Consider the following 13,880-nt stretch of genomic DNA (forward strand, 5'->3'; position numbering starts at 1 on the left):
GCAAATTAATGACCCTTAACACCGTAGAAAATACCATGCTAGACCAATCAGGTCTGGGCCGTGATGAACTGCACAACATCTTAGGTATCATTGCCGCAAGAGATGTGGATTATGCTGATATTTATTTCCAATCTTGCTGGCATGAGTCTCTGGTGCTGGAAGACAGCATCATTAAAGATGGTTCATTTAATATCGATCGTGGTGTTGGTGTACGCGCAGTTGCTGGTGAGAAAACCGGTTTTGCCTATTCAGATCAAATTAATCAATTAGCCTTAACTCAAAGTGCGAAAGCGGCACGTGGTATTGTGCGCCAAGGCGGTAATGGCAAAGTACAAACCTTTAGCCCATTAACCACATCAGGCATTTATGCGCCAGTTAACCCTCTGGGTAGCTTAGATAAATTCCAAAAAATCGCATTGTTGGAAGAGATCGATCGCTACATTCGTACTAAAGAGCCATTGGTAACAGAAGTGTCTGTTAGCATTAATGGTGTATACGAAGAAGTATTAGTGGCCGCTCTTGATGGCACCTACGCTGCCGATATTCGTCCATTAGTTCGTTTATCAATCAGCGTATTAGTAGAAAAAGGTGACAAGCGCGAGCGTGGGAGTGCAGGTGGTGGTGGTCGTTATGGCTACGAAGCGTTTTTAGTTGAAACGGATGGTAAGAGCCAAGCGCTGCACTTTGCTGATGAAGCGATTCGCCAAGCTCTAGTGAACCTTGAAGCAGAAGCGGCACCTGCGGGCACTATGCCTGTGGTATTAGGTGCTGGATGGCCGGGTGTGCTATTGCACGAAGCGGTTGGTCATGGTTTAGAAGGTGACTTTAACCGTAAAGGTTCATCCATGTTCTCTGGTCAGCTTGGTGAGCAAGTGACGTCATCGCTATGTACAATTGTGGATGATGGTACCTTGGTTGATCGTCGTGGTTCATTAAACATCGATGATGAAGGAACACCTGCGCAATACAATGTATTGGTAGAAGGCGGTAAGCTAAAAGGCTACATGCAAGATAAGCTTAATGCTCGTCTAATGGGTGTCGCACCGACAGGTAACGGTCGCCGTGAATCTTACGCACACTTACCTATGCCGCGTATGACAAATACCTACATGCTACCGGGTGAGCATACGCCAGAAGAGATCATCTCAAGCGTGAAGAAAGGTATTTATGCGCCAAACTTTGGTGGTGGTCAGGTTGATATTACCTCTGGTAAGTTTGTGTTCTCTGCATCTGAAGCTTACTTAATTGAAAACGGTAAGATCACTCGCCCAATCAAAGGGGCAACCTTAATTGGTAGTGGTATTGAAGCCATGCAGCAAGTCTCTATGGTTGGTAATGATTTAGATATCGATCGTGGTGTTGGTGTGTGTGGTAAAGCAGGTCAAAGCGTTCCTGTTGGTGTGGGTCAGCCGACACTGAAAATCGATTCAATGACAGTGGGCGGTACTGAATAAAGCCTGTTGTTATCGTGATAAAGAAAAAGCCAGCAAAAATTTGCTGGCTTTTTTGTTTTTTTACTATCTAGCTCAAGACTGACTTAGTCTTCTAGGTATAAAGATTTAAGGTATTGGAAAATCTCACGGTAAGCTTTACCTGGTTTTTCCTGTGCCTTTTCTTTGGTCGCTGTACGAACAAGCTGACGTAAGTGCTGACGATCAGCATCTGGGTGATCAACTAAAATGGCGTTGATCATGCTGTCGCCATTTTCAATTAGCTTATCACGCTTTTGTTCAAGCTTTTTCAGCGCAACCGTGTGCTGAGAGTGCTTGTTACGTAGCTTGTCTAATGCCGCTTGGATTGGCTCAATATCGATTAAGCGCATTTGCTTACCGATGTATTGAAGCTGACGACGACGTGCTTCTTTGTTGAAGCGCTGCGCATCTTTTACTGCAGTCATCATGTCATCATCAAGAGGCATTTTAGCAAGAGCATTGGGCTTTAATTCCACTAACTCTTCACCAATTTTTTGTAGCGCATCCATGTCGCGTTTCATCTCGGATTTACTAACCCAGATGATTTCCTCTTCTTCATCCCAAGGGGCTTTTTTGTTTTTACGGCTCATAATGGGCTCACTAACACTATCAATAGCTCTATTTTATCAGTTTAATAACGATTTTGGGCGTAAATTACATTATTCTATAACCAATAAGCAAAACCCTAACCTTAAGTGATTGTATGGACGTAAGAGAACAGGTAGCCCAGCAGCGAGTTGAACTGGAAGCCGCTGTCGCGAAAGCGCTAGAAGTCGCCGGTAAACAAGCGGATGCCGCCGAAGTAGCCATTAACAAAACAACAGGGATCAGCGTCTCTACACGTATGTGTGATGTTGAAAATGTTGAATTTAATAGTGATGGCGCATTGGGGATCACTGTTTATCGCGGAAATCGCAAGGGCAGTGCATCAACATCAGATCTCAGTGAAGCGGCGATTGCTCAAACAGTGGCGGCGGCACTAGATATTGCCAATTATACGTCAGAAGATCCGTTTGCAGGTCCTGGCCCGAAAGAGCTAATGGCGCATGATATTCCTGATCTGGATCTTTTCCATCCTGATGAGCCAGAGCCTGATCGCGCAGCATCGATTGCCATTGCCGCAGAAGAAGCCGCACTAGCGTACGATCCTCGTATTAAGCAAAGTGATGGTGCAAGTTACGATAGCCATTATGGTGTGCGTGTTTACGGTAACAGTCATGGCATGTTGGCAAGTTACGCATCTAGCCGTCACAGCATTAGCTGTTGTGTGATTGCGAAAGGCAAAAATGGTGAGATGGAGCGTGACTACAGCTACACCACTTCTCGCATTGCATCGGATTTATGGACGCCAGAGCGTGTGGGGCGTCATGCGGCAGAGCGTACTGTAGGCCGTGTTGATGCACAAAAACTAACAACTCGTGAAGCACCTGTGATGTTTGCTGCTGATGTAGCAACGGGTTTGTTTGGTCATCTTGTGATGGGGATTAGCGGCGCTAACCTATACCGTAAATCGTCGTTTTTAGTTGATAAGTTAGGCGAGCAAATCTTTCCAGAATGGTTAGATATTAGCGAGCGCCCACATATCTTGCGTGGGATGGCAAGTACCCCGTTTGATAGCGAAGGTTTAGCGACTTATGATCGTGAAATCATTACAGATGGTGTGTTACAGACTTATCTTCTAACTAGCTATGCTGCTCGTAAAATGAATATGCAGCCAACAGGTCATGCTGGTGGTATTCATAACTGGATGGTGAAATCGACCGGTGAAAGCTTCGAGCAAATGCTGAAGAAGATGGATCGTGGTTTATTAGTCACCGAGTTAATGGGTCAGGGCGTGAACATTGTCACAGGTGATTATTCTCGTGGTGCGGCAGGTTTCTGGGTTGAAAATGGTCAGATCCAATTCCCAGTATCAGAGATCACTATTGCGGGTAACCTTAAAGATATGATGCAAAACATTGTGGCGATTGGTAATGATACGGAAACACGCAGCCAGATCTTAACTGGTTCTATGTTGCTAGATTCAATGAAGATTGCTGGTGAGTAATATTCATTGTAATGAATAGCAAACCATAGAAAGAAGAAAGCCCGAATCATTGATCCGGGCTTTTTGTTTATCTGATGAATGTCATCATCTGTTATGGTGTGATAAAGATAGTGGCAAGGCCAAGGAACACCATTAAGCCGACAATATCGGTACAGGTAGTTAATGCCATACCGCCAGCAAGCGCTGGATCTATCTTGAGCTTCTTCAAGCCAATTGGGATCAATACCCCAGCAACACCTGCGACAAATAAGTTAGCCAGCATTGCTCCTGCCATAATGGCACCGAGCATTAAACTGCCTTTCCAGATCACCACTACGGCACCAATAATTAAAGCCCATACAAAGCCATTAATTAAACCGACTCGAGCTTCTTTACTCAGTAACCAACGGGTGTTGGTATCACCAATGTGACCGACAGCTAAACCACGAATAACCAGTGCGACAGTTTGGTTACCTGCTACACCGCCCATTGATGGAACGATAGTCATTAATACGGCTACGGTCGCCATCTGCTGTAAAGTGTTTTCAAACATGTTGGAAACAGAGGCTGCAGCCAAGGCAGTTAGTACGTTAACACCTAACCAAATACTACGACTTTTCGCTGATTTAATAACGGGCGCAAAGGTATCTTCGTCATCATCCATACCCGCCATACTCATCATTGAGTGTTCAGCTTCTTCACGGATAATATCAACCACGTCATCGATGGTAATACGACCTAACAGGTGATTATTTTCATCGACAACTGGCGCTGATACCCAATTACGGCGTTCAAACAGGTTGGCAATTTCACTGTCTGCCATATCAACAGGGATCGCTTCATCGGCATCTTCCATCACGTCTTTGATCTCAACATCAGGTTGCGTTGTGATCAGGCTTGCCAGTGATAAATGACCGATCAGAGCTTCATTTTCATCAACCACATAGAGTGCATCGGTAGCTTCAGGAAGCTCACCGCGCATACGTAGGTAACGTAAAACCACATCTGCGGTTACATCACCACGAATGGTAATGAAATCGGTACTCATCATACCGCCAGCGGTATCTTCAGGATACGCTAACGCTTTTTCGATACGATGACGATCGGTGGCATCCATTTGCGCCAGTACTTCTTGATAGCGATCATCAGGAAGGCTACGTAATACGTAAGCAACGTCATCGGTTTCCATCCCCTCGGTAACAGCTGCCAGTTTTTCTGGCTCCATTTGCGAGACGATGCCATCTTTTACATCTTCAGACAGTTCATCAAGGATCTCACCTTGCTCTTCCGGATCCGTCAGTTGCCATAGCACTTGACGCTCTTTAGGAGGTGAGGCTTCTAATAGATGTGCAATATCCTCCGGCTCCATATCTTGTAGGAGTCGGCGAACATGGACAAACATGCCATTTTCTAAAGCTGTATTAACTTCTTGAAGTCGTTGATGGGTTTGATCTTGTTCTAATACATCCGCCATAGGTATTAGGCCCACTTATATTTTGATGGCGCAATAAGCTGAATTTTAACGTAATAACCTAGCTTTTGTCTCATATGATTTACGTCTGAACAGTGAATTTATCCCTCAGACACATGCGGTATATACAATTGCTTGGCGCTTAAAACGAAAAGTTATCGCCTGTTGCCTACAGAGTTATTAATAATAGCGGTAATCGGAGCGGAATTTTAGATGTGTTCGAGAGTTTTTACGTATAAGAAACATAGAGTAGAGATACGGTAAGCTATTTTATCGTCATATGATAAAGAGAGCATTAACTCTCTTCATCAAATCCAGCTTCGATTAATGCAGAAATGGCTTCTAGTGCAGCGGTTTCATCATCACCTTCTGCGCTAACCATAATTTTTTGGCCCTGTGCAGAATCAAGCATTAAAAGTCCCATTACACTGTCGGCTGTGGCTGAGACATCGTCGTTACTGACGGTGATCACGGCACTAAAGCTTTGTGCTAGCTCAACCAGCTTAATGGCAGCGCGTGCGTGTAAGCCTAAGCGGTTTTTAATGAATAATTCGCGTTGGACTGTCATCGTTTCTCTTCTAATGTGCGGTGGCGAACTTGGACTTGTTGCCCTTGATGCTCAAAGTAATCTGCAAGAGACTGCGCAATATAAACAGAGCGATGTTGACCGCCAGTACAGCCAATGGCAACAGTGACATAACTGCGGTTGTTTTTCTCCAGCATTGGTAGCCAAGTTTCGATGAAATTGCGGATTTGGTAATTTAGCTGGTTGACTTCACTATGGCTGGATAGAAAATCTTTAACACCTTGGTCTAGCCCTGTTTGCGGTTTTAATTCCGGTACCCAGTGAGGGTTTGGCAAGAAACGCACATCAAATACGTAGTCGGCATCTGAGGGTAAACCGTGTTTAAAGCCGAATGATTCAAACACCAGAATCAGTTCTTTGGCTTCTCTACCTAACACACGAGAGCGTACTGTTTCGCTTAAATCATGAATGGATTTGTTAGTGGTGTCGATCACCAGATCTGCATGCTCTTTGAGATCGCCTAGCAGTTGGTGCTCAGTGGTGATTGCTTGCTCTAGCGTCATATTCTGGCGAGACAAAGGATGTAAGCGACGTGTTTCGCTGTAGCGTTTCACCAATTCTTTATCATCGGCATCAAGGAAAATAACATTCACATCAATGTCTTTTTCCAGAGACTTTAGAATACGTTCTACTTCACCTGGTTGTTGCGGCATGTTTCGGACATCGATGCTAACAGCAATGTCTTGCTCGGTATGGGCGATATCATGAATAAACTGTGGTAGTAAATTCACTGGAAGATTATCGACACAGTAATAGCCGAGATCTTCAAGTACACGTAGGGCGACAGATTTTCCAGAACCAGAGCGGCCACTGACAACCATCAACATCATGGTTTATTTACCTCGGAATTAGGGATATGAAGCAGGAGATTATGATTCATCGGTTAGGATCTGATACAGCTCTTGATCGTTTTTGGCATTACGAAGCTGTTTACACACTTGCTTATTGCCGAGTTTCTCAGCCATGCTTGCAAGGGTTTTAAGGTGTTCTTTACATTGATCTTCTGGAACAAAAAGAGCGAACAGCAGATCAACGGGTTGGTTATCTATCGCATCAAAATCAATCGGCTCTTGGCACTGAACTAATACGGCAACAGCTTGCTCGCTGTTACTGATACGTCCATGTGGGATAGCAATACCATTACCAATGCCTGTAGTGCCCATCTTTTCACGGTTGAGCATACATTCAAATAAAGGTTGTGGATTTTGATCGAGATGAGCAGCAGCGATCTCACTAATAAGTTCTAGTGCGCGCTTTTTGCTGGAGCAAGGGACTGCACTTTTTGTGCAGTCCAGGCTCAATACATGACTAAGTTGCATAGTTTAGTGGCTGTTGAGCTTATCTTTGTGTTTGTTTAATTGGCGAACGAGTTTATCAGTCAATTCATCAATCGCGGCATACATATTTTCAGAATCCGCCTTTGCGTGGATTTCCCCTGCGTTAATATGCAGGGTAGCTTCTGCAATTTGCTGAAGTTTTTCAACATTAAGAATGACTTGCACATTATTGATTTTATCGAAGAAGCGTTCAAGTTTTTCAAACTTGGCTAAGACATACTCACGTAGAGAATCGGTTACATCAACATGGTGCCCTGTAATATTGATTTGCATAGACATCTTCCTTTTGTTGGATCTGAACGAGTAGTTTAGATCAGACGTTTTCGCTGATTCGATGGCGGAATACCTAGAGATTCACGGTACTTAGCGATAGTACGCCTTGCAACCATGATCCCTTGCTCAGCTAGCAGTGTCGCAATTTTGCTATCACTTAATGGCTTCGCTTGGTTTTCAGCAGCAACAAGTTTCTTCACCAGTGCGCGGATTGCAGTCGACGAACATTCGCCACCGTTATCCGTACTGACATGACTTGAGAAGAAGTATTTCAATTCAAAAATACCTCGAGGTGTATGCATGTATTTCTGCGTAGTCACTCGAGATATGGTGGATTCATGCATTTCTACGGCAAGCGCGATGTCATTTAACACCATAGGTTTCATCGCTTCTTCGCCATACTCAAAGAAGTCTTGCTGATGTTCGACAATGCAGCGAGCCACTTTAAGTAATGTTTCATTTCGGCTTTCTAAGCTTTTGATCAGCCATTTCGCATCTTGAAGGTGAGTACGAATGAATTGGCTATCAGCACTATTGCGCGTATTTTTGCTTAGCGCAGCGTATTGTTCGTTAACCTTGATGCGTGGCACGCTATCTGGATTGATAGTGACGACCCATTTGCCGTGGTCTTTAAATACAGATACATCAGGCACCACGTACTCTGTATCTGTACTGATCACGCGATTACCCGGACGAGGATCAAGCGAGTGGATCAGTGCCATTATCGCTTTGAGATCGGACTCTTTTAATTTGGTATCACGCATTAACTGGCGGTAATCACGATTACCCAGTAGATCAATATGCTCGGTTAACAGCATTTTTGCTTCTGCGAGCCACTGAGTATCCGATGGGTAGGTTGCTAATTGGAGTAACAAACACTCTTGCAAGTTACGTGAAGCCACACCGAGAGGATCGAACTGTTGAACGCGTTTCAATACGGCTTCTACTTCATCAAGTTCGATTTCTTCATCTTCAAAACTGTCCAAAATGTCTTCAGTAGAACAAGAAAGGTAACCTTTCTCGTCAACTGCATCAATGATGGCTGTGGCGATGGCTAAATCGGTTTCACTAAATGGTGTTAAGTGAACTTGCCACATTAAGTAGTCTTGAAGAGATTCGGTGGTTTCGCCTTGATAAACAGGCACATCATCATCAAGGGCAATGCCTGTGTTACCAGTGCCTGCGCTGTAGACATCATCCCATGTTGTATCGACAGGAAGATCTTCTGGCATTTCATGGGTTTCAATGACATCGGCAGTATCAAAACTTTCAATGTCATCAATATTGTCTGATATGTCATCTTTTGCTGAATCAGCCGCAGCTTTATCGTCCGTTGTTGAAAGATCTTCATTCTCTTCCAGCTCTAACAATGGGTTACCATCGAGTGCTTCTTGGATTTCCTGTTGGAGATCCAAAGTGGAAAGCTGCAGCAGTCGAATGGCTTGCTGTAGCTGCGGCGTCATGGCCAGTTGTTGGCCTAGCTTAAGCTGGAGCGAAGTTTTCATTAACGTAGATATACCTTGTCGTTATTATTTTTATACTGTGGCTTTTTCTTCAATCGCAGACCTATCTGTGGGTTATAGACGGAACTGATCACCTAGGTAAACACGTTTAACATGTTCATCGTTAAGAACGTGCTCAGGTGTACCATTCGCAATAAGATGCCCTTGACTTACGATATACGCATGTTCACAGACATCAAGTGTTTCCCTTACATTATGGTCTGTTATTAAGACACCAAGCCCACGATCACGTAAATGTTCAATGATCTTTTTGATGTCGATCACGGAGATTGGGTCAACACCAGCAAAAGGCTCATCAAGTAAAATAAATTTTGGGTTAGCGGCAAGTGCACGTGCAATTTCGACACGGCGTCGTTCACCACCTGAAAGTGCCTGACCTAAGCTGTTACGAATATGCTGAATATTAAATTCATCTAACAAATCTTCAGCTTTGTCTTGGCGCTGTTCTTTCGTTAACTCTTTACGGGTCTGTAGTACTGCCATTAAGTTATCGTAAACACTTAAACGGCGGAAGATGGATGCTTCCTGAGGAAGATAACCAATACCCATGCGTGAACGATTATGCATAGGTTGAAGGCTAATATCTTCACCATCAATAGTGATGCTTCCTTCATCGCGAGCAACAAGACCCACAATCATATAAAACGATGTCGTTTTACCAGCACCGTTTGGACCGAGTAGGCCCACAATTTTTCCAGATTCAACCTCAAGGCTAACATCAGAAACAACTTTACGTCCGTTGTAGCTCTTTGCGAGGTGTTCAGCTTTTAGAATAGCCATAGATACTGTTTATTTCTTGTTATTGTTCAATTGATTTGGTTGGATGACAGTAGTAACACGCTCATTATCGCCACTTTTCGCGACTAAACGCTGCTCATCAATTTTATAAGTGATGACGTTACCTTTAATCTCACTGCCGTCTTGGTTTAAAACCGCTTTGTCTGTCATCTTCAAGAATTCGGTTTTGGTTTCATAACGCATTTTTAGCGCTTCACCGTCGATAGGTTTACCGTCATCCATGATTTGATGGAAGGTGGCTGGGTTACCATAAGCGACAATGGTTTGATCTTTAGATTGACTGTTAGGTCGTGTTACCACAACTTTGTTAGCACGAATATCAATGGTGCCTTGGCGCAGTTTTACATTGCCAGTAAAGGTTGCGATGTTGTTTTGCACATCGATTTCTTGGCTATCAGAGTCAATATTAATAGGTTGTTTAGTATCACTTTTTAATGCCCAAGACGGTGCGCTGACACATAATAAGCATAGTAGAGCACTAATTTTGATTCGGTTCATATCTACTTTTCACATTCTTTAAGAGTTTAGCTACTTTACGCTTCATATTACCTGTCATACCGTCGCCTTGGTTTTGGAAAGCGGGGCCGGTAATGGTGACGTGGTCTTGAGTATTAAAATCTTGCGTTTCAATATTCAATTGCAAGTTATCGGTTTTGATCACTTGAATATCTGAATCTGGCAATAAGTTAAACATACGTACATTGCCATGAAGGTTCAGAATGTTTTTGTTGTCTAGCATGGCGGTATTTGCGCTAATACGCCATTCCGCATTGCTGCCGTCTTTAAATACCCACAGTACAGGTTTAACAAAGTCGGTTTGACCACTTTTCTCAAAGTATTCAAGATGATCTGAGTCGATCTGGTAACTGCGGATACCTGAAAGATCAAATGTTGTATTGCTAATATCATTACCAATAAATACTGGCTTTTCATCATCAGGCTTCACCTGATTTTCTTTTTGCCAATGCTGTTCTAGTTGGTAATAGCCTAACCATGCACAAAATACTGCGAGAAGTACATAGAGTAGCCTTTTTAAAGTCATAGACTTAAGCCTTTATCATATTTCATTATTCTTATGCGTTACGCAATTTGCCTGCGTATGCTACTACATCACGCCTGCTTTTAATAAATCATGCATGTTGAGCGCCCCAACAAGTTGATTATTTTCGGTCACCAATAACCCATTAATTTTACGATCCTCCATGATTTTTAGGCCTTCTGCTGCCAGTAACTGAGGGGAGATCGTTTGTGGGTTACGTGACATGACATCACCAATACTCGTGGTATGAATATCAATATGTTTATCAAGTAGGCGACGTAAATCACCATCGGTGAAGATGCCACTTAGCTCTTGCTGAGCATTGACTATAGCTGTCATACCTAAGCCTTTTCGTGAGATCTCAAGTAAAGCATCTTTGATGCTGGCAGTTTCTTCAATAATAGGCAGCATTTCACCACTATGCATGACATCAGCAATGCGCATTAATAATTTACGTCCTAATGCACCACCAGGATGAGAGAGAGCAAAATCATCAGCGGTAAAGCCACGGGCTTCCATTACAGAAATGGCTAAGGCATCACCCATCACGAGTGTTGCAGTGGTGCTTGATGTCGGCGCTAAGTTCAGTGGACAGGCTTCTTTTTCAACGGTGATTTGTAAATTCACAATCGCCATTTTCGCCATGCTGGAGTTTGGTTTACCTGTCATGCTGATCATAGGAATACCTAGGCGTTTGATAACAGGTAAAAGAGCAAGGATTTCAGAGGCTTCACCGGAATTGGAGATCGCGATAACGACGTCTTCTTGTTTGATCATCCCCAGATCGCCGTGGCTGGCTTCTCCTGGATGAACAAAAAAGGCAGGCGTACCAGTACTGGCTAGCGTTGCTGCTAATTTACGCCCGATATGACCAGATTTTCCCATTCCCATCACAATGACTTTACCTTGGCAGTCTAAGACGAGCTGACAGGCTTGATGAAAACTGTCGTCAATGTAATGGCTGATGTTTTGTAGTGCTTGGATTTCTATATCCAACACTTGTTTACCATGACGACAAAAGTCAAAGGAGCGAGACATCTGAAAATTCTCCATTATGCGGAAACGTTTAAGAATAGGTAGGCTTGGTAGGCAATAAAGCAAATAACCAAAATACCACCTTCAACACGATTGATACGACGACGTTTACCAAGAGCCATCAGCAATAGCAATACAGAAAGCGCTAACATGACATAAAAATCACGGCTCATCGCAAGTGGGCTTAATACGGATGGATTAAGAAGACCCGGGATCCCCATCACAGCAAGGATATTAAAGACGTTGGAGCCGATAATATTACCTACCGCCATATCATCTTCACCTTTGTAGATACTAGCGATGGAAGCGGCCAGTTCTGGCAAGCTAGTACCAACAGCAATAATGGTTAAACCAATTACTAAATCACTCATACCAAAGTATTTAGCGATAGTAACCGCTGACTCTACCACCATATCAGAAGAATAAAGAAGTAGACCTAAGCCGATAAAGACCCAAATTAATGCTGATGAGTTACTAACGCCGGTGGGAATTTCTTCTTCTTGGTTTTCCATTAATGGGTCGTTTTTATTTGCTCGACTAATTTTTAGCATCGCAAGCAGGAATAGAATAAATAGGACGGCAAGGAAAGCACCTTCCATACGCCCTAGATAGTTATCCCAAAGTAATAAGCCAGCAATAACAGTAACACCTAGCATTAAAGGCAATTCACGGCGAATAATCGTAGAGCTGATAGAAAGCGGTTTAAGTAGCGCAGTGATACCTAAAATAAGAGCAATATTGGCAATGTTAGAGCCCAGTACGTTACCGACGGCAGTATCTGTTTTACCTGCAAGTGCTGCTGTGGCTGAAACCATCATTTCTGGAGCCGATGAGCCCATTGCGAGGATAGTCATACCGATCACAAGCGGCGCAACACCAAAATTGCGTGCAAGTGCGGCTGCACCATAGACAAGCCTGTCTGCACTCCACACTAATAAAACTAACCCTACACAGAGCAACACAATGGCTTCGAGCATTCTAATCCCTTTTAAAAATGGCACGTTGGAACGATGGAAGTGAATCAATCGTTAAGTCGTATTTGATCTTTGCGGCTAATTTTGACGGTTAGCAACGCAAAAGGGAAGTATAACAAATGACTAATTCTCTCATTCGCTGCATTTAGATGTGAAAATAGCAAATAAGATGAATTTCTTATCTTAGGCTTGTAAAGCACACTCTTTTTATCTGGTTTTTTGAATATTATGAATAGCGTACAATTATAGAGTTGAAATAAAACTAAAGGCGTAGCAGAAGAGATAAATAGGGATACCTATTGATGAAAGCCGCTGCAATGATTGTTAAATAAACAAAAATAGCTGGGAGATAAGCCGACTAACTTGAGTTGGTGATTTATTCTCCTTATCATCGTCGGCTATAATATTTCTTCACATAATGATGATAGTTTTTATGTGATTAATTTTTAGTTGGCTGATTTTTAAAATAATTATCGGTATTTCATAAAGAATCACCAGTAAATAGAGGCGAATACGAAGCAATGGCTAAAAGCGATATACTGGTTTCGATTAAAAATCTTACTTTTTCTCGTGGTGAACGATACATTTTTGATGATATCTCCCTTGATGTGCCAAGAGGAAAAGTCACCGCTATCATGGGGCCATCGGGGATTGGTAAAACCACATTATTACGCTTGATTGGCGGTCAAATCACACCAGAAAAAGGTGAGGTTTGGTTTGATGAATGGAATATACCAACGTTAAGTCGACGTGATTTGTATCAAGCACGTAAACGTATGAGCATGCTATTTCAATCGGGCGCGCTTTTTACCGATATGAATGTGTTTGATAACGTTGCATTTCCACTACGAGAGCACACCGATTTACCGGAAGACTTACTGCGCAGTTTAGTGTTATTAAAGCTTGAAGCAGTTGGCTTACGAGGGGCGGCAGAATTAATGCCGAATGAGCTATCAGGTGGTATGGCACGTCGTGCAGCATTGGCGCGTGCCATTGCTCTTGATCCAGAGTTGATGATGTACGATGAGCCGTTTGTTGGTCAAGATCCGATCACCATGGGTGTGCTGGTTGAATTGATCAGTAGCTTAAATAAAGCATTGGGTATGACATCAGTGGTGGTTTCACACGATGTGCCTGAAGTGATGAGTATTGCTGATTATGTTTACCTGCTATCGGGCGGAAAGATTATCGGTAGTGGTACGCCACAAGAGCTACGTGATAATCCCGATCCACGGGTTCGTCAGTTCCTTGATGGTGATGCTGATGGACCAGTACCATTTAAATTCCCCGCTCAGCCGTTAGAACAAGATCTCTTTGGTTAAGCATTTAGCTCGATGTGTCAGATA

General features: G+C 43.2%; 15 protein-coding genes. 3 read left to right on the forward strand and 12 right to left on the reverse strand.

The features are described 5' to 3' along the window. Positions 1–8: 8 nt before the first annotated feature. Positions 9–1,454: a metalloprotease TldD gene (gene tldD, locus E5A76_RS07855; protein ID WP_053988028.1), complete on the forward strand. Its 1,446-nt coding sequence runs from the start codon at positions 9–11 to the stop codon at positions 1,452–1,454. 83 nt (positions 1,455–1,537) lie between these two features. On the opposite strand, the gene yjgA is transcribed toward tldD, so the two are convergent. Next, on the reverse strand, positions 1,538–2,062 hold the full coding sequence (yjgA, locus tag E5A76_RS07860; RefSeq protein WP_053988029.1) for a ribosome biogenesis factor YjgA: 525 nt from the start codon (positions 2,060–2,062) through the stop codon (positions 1,538–1,540). Between the two features lie 113 nt (positions 2,063–2,175). Between yjgA and pmbA the strand changes: the two genes are divergently transcribed. Further along, positions 2,176–3,519, forward strand: coding sequence for a metalloprotease PmbA (pmbA, locus tag E5A76_RS07865; protein WP_161118585.1), 1,344 nt, complete (start codon positions 2,176–2,178; stop codon positions 3,517–3,519). Positions 3,520–3,610: 91 nt separating this feature from the next. Here pmbA and mgtE read toward each other — a convergent pair whose 3' ends face one another. The 11 genes from mgtE to E5A76_RS07920 form a co-directional block, all read right to left on the reverse strand. Beyond that, on the reverse strand, positions 3,611–4,972 hold the full coding sequence (gene mgtE / locus E5A76_RS07870) for a magnesium transporter (protein WP_053988031.1): 1,362 nt from the start codon (positions 4,970–4,972) through the stop codon (positions 3,611–3,613). 292 nt (positions 4,973–5,264) lie between these two features. Beyond that, positions 5,265–5,537: an HPr family phosphocarrier protein gene (locus E5A76_RS07875; RefSeq protein ID WP_107166909.1), complete on the reverse strand. Its 273-nt coding sequence runs from the start codon at positions 5,535–5,537 to the stop codon at positions 5,265–5,267. Beyond that, a complete protein-coding gene (gene rapZ, locus E5A76_RS07880) occupies positions 5,534–6,385 on the reverse strand; it encodes an RNase adapter RapZ (RefSeq protein ID WP_053988032.1) in 852 nt (283 codons plus the stop codon). The genes E5A76_RS07875 and rapZ overlap by 4 nt, the downstream gene beginning before the upstream one ends. Before the next feature lie 39 nt (positions 6,386–6,424). Next, positions 6,425–6,874, reverse strand: a complete 450-nt coding sequence (ptsN, locus tag E5A76_RS07885) for a PTS IIA-like nitrogen regulatory protein PtsN (protein WP_053988033.1) — start codon at positions 6,872–6,874, stop codon at positions 6,425–6,427. Positions 6,875–6,877: 3 nt separating this feature from the next. After that, on the reverse strand, positions 6,878–7,165 hold the full coding sequence (hpf, locus tag E5A76_RS07890) for a ribosome hibernation promoting factor (RefSeq protein WP_053988034.1): 288 nt from the start codon (positions 7,163–7,165) through the stop codon (positions 6,878–6,880). A gap of 35 nt (positions 7,166–7,200) precedes the next feature. Beyond that, positions 7,201–8,670, reverse strand: a complete 1,470-nt coding sequence (locus tag E5A76_RS07895) for an RNA polymerase factor sigma-54 (RefSeq protein WP_053988035.1) — start codon at positions 8,668–8,670, stop codon at positions 7,201–7,203. A gap of 72 nt (positions 8,671–8,742) precedes the next feature. After that, entirely contained in the window at positions 8,743–9,468 is a 726-nt protein-coding gene (gene lptB / locus E5A76_RS07900) for an LPS export ABC transporter ATP-binding protein (protein ID WP_053988036.1), read from the reverse strand. A gap of 9 nt (positions 9,469–9,477) precedes the next feature. Beyond that, complete coding sequence (lptA, locus tag E5A76_RS07905) at positions 9,478–9,984, reverse strand: lipopolysaccharide transport periplasmic protein LptA (protein ID WP_053988037.1); 507 nt, start codon at positions 9,982–9,984, stop codon at positions 9,478–9,480. Beyond that, complete coding sequence (gene lptC, locus E5A76_RS07910; RefSeq protein ID WP_053988038.1) at positions 9,965–10,528, reverse strand: LPS export ABC transporter periplasmic protein LptC; 564 nt, start codon at positions 10,526–10,528, stop codon at positions 9,965–9,967. Before lptC ends, lptA begins: the two co-directional genes overlap by 20 nt. Before the next feature lie 63 nt (positions 10,529–10,591). Then, a complete protein-coding gene (locus tag E5A76_RS07915; RefSeq protein WP_161118586.1) occupies positions 10,592–11,563 on the reverse strand; it encodes a KpsF/GutQ family sugar-phosphate isomerase in 972 nt (323 codons plus the stop codon). Between the two features lie 14 nt (positions 11,564–11,577). Further along, positions 11,578–12,537, reverse strand: a complete 960-nt coding sequence (locus tag E5A76_RS07920) for a calcium/sodium antiporter (protein WP_053988040.1) — start codon at positions 12,535–12,537, stop codon at positions 11,578–11,580. Between the two features lie 518 nt (positions 12,538–13,055). On the opposite strand from E5A76_RS07920, the gene mlaF reads away from it, so the two are divergent. Next, a complete protein-coding gene (mlaF, locus tag E5A76_RS07925) occupies positions 13,056–13,856 on the forward strand; it encodes a phospholipid ABC transporter ATP-binding protein MlaF (RefSeq protein ID WP_053988041.1) in 801 nt (266 codons plus the stop codon). Positions 13,857–13,880 lie beyond the last annotated feature (24 nt).

Source organism: Photobacterium lucens, assembly GCF_009873615.1.
Lineage (GTDB): Bacteria > Pseudomonadota > Gammaproteobacteria > Enterobacterales > Vibrionaceae > Photobacterium > Photobacterium lucens.

Bases quoted from the DNA above. Each gene is read 5' to 3' on its own strand.
- mgtE (WP_053988031.1), bottom strand. From the start codon at position 4,972: ATGGCGGATGTATTAGAACAAGATCAAACCCATCAACGACTTCAAGAA.
- E5A76_RS07920 (WP_053988040.1), bottom strand. From the start codon at position 12,537: ATGCTCGAAGCCATTGTGTTGCTCTGTGTAGGGTTAGTTTTATTAGTG.
- lptB (WP_053988036.1), bottom strand. From the start codon at position 9,468: ATGGCTATTCTAAAAGCTGAACACCTCGCAAAGAGCTACAACGGACGT.
- E5A76_RS07915 (WP_161118586.1), bottom strand. From the start codon at position 11,563: ATGTCTCGCTCCTTTGACTTTTGTCGTCATGGTAAACAAGTGTTGGAT.
- yjgA (WP_053988029.1), bottom strand. From the start codon at position 2,062: ATGAGCCGTAAAAACAAAAAAGCCCCTTGGGATGAAGAAGAGGAAATC.
- E5A76_RS07875 (WP_107166909.1), bottom strand. From the start codon at position 5,537: ATGACAGTCCAACGCGAATTATTCATTAAAAACCGCTTAGGCTTACAC.
- E5A76_RS07895 (WP_053988035.1), bottom strand. From the start codon at position 8,670: ATGAAAACTTCGCTCCAGCTTAAGCTAGGCCAACAACTGGCCATGACG.
- mlaF (WP_053988041.1), top strand. From the start codon at position 13,056: ATGGCTAAAAGCGATATACTGGTTTCGATTAAAAATCTTACTTTTTCT.
- pmbA (WP_161118585.1), top strand. From the start codon at position 2,176: ATGGACGTAAGAGAACAGGTAGCCCAGCAGCGAGTTGAACTGGAAGCC.
- rapZ (WP_053988032.1), bottom strand. From the start codon at position 6,385: ATGATGTTGATGGTTGTCAGTGGCCGCTCTGGTTCTGGAAAATCTGTC.
- lptC (WP_053988038.1), bottom strand. From the start codon at position 10,528: ATGACTTTAAAAAGGCTACTCTATGTACTTCTCGCAGTATTTTGTGCA.
- tldD (WP_053988028.1), top strand. From the start codon at position 9: ATGACCCTTAACACCGTAGAAAATACCATGCTAGACCAATCAGGTCTG.
- hpf (WP_053988034.1), bottom strand. From the start codon at position 7,165: ATGCAAATCAATATTACAGGGCACCATGTTGATGTAACCGATTCTCTA.
- ptsN (WP_053988033.1), bottom strand. From the start codon at position 6,874: ATGCAACTTAGTCATGTATTGAGCCTGGACTGCACAAAAAGTGCAGTC.
- lptA (WP_053988037.1), bottom strand. From the start codon at position 9,984: ATGAACCGAATCAAAATTAGTGCTCTACTATGCTTATTATGTGTCAGC.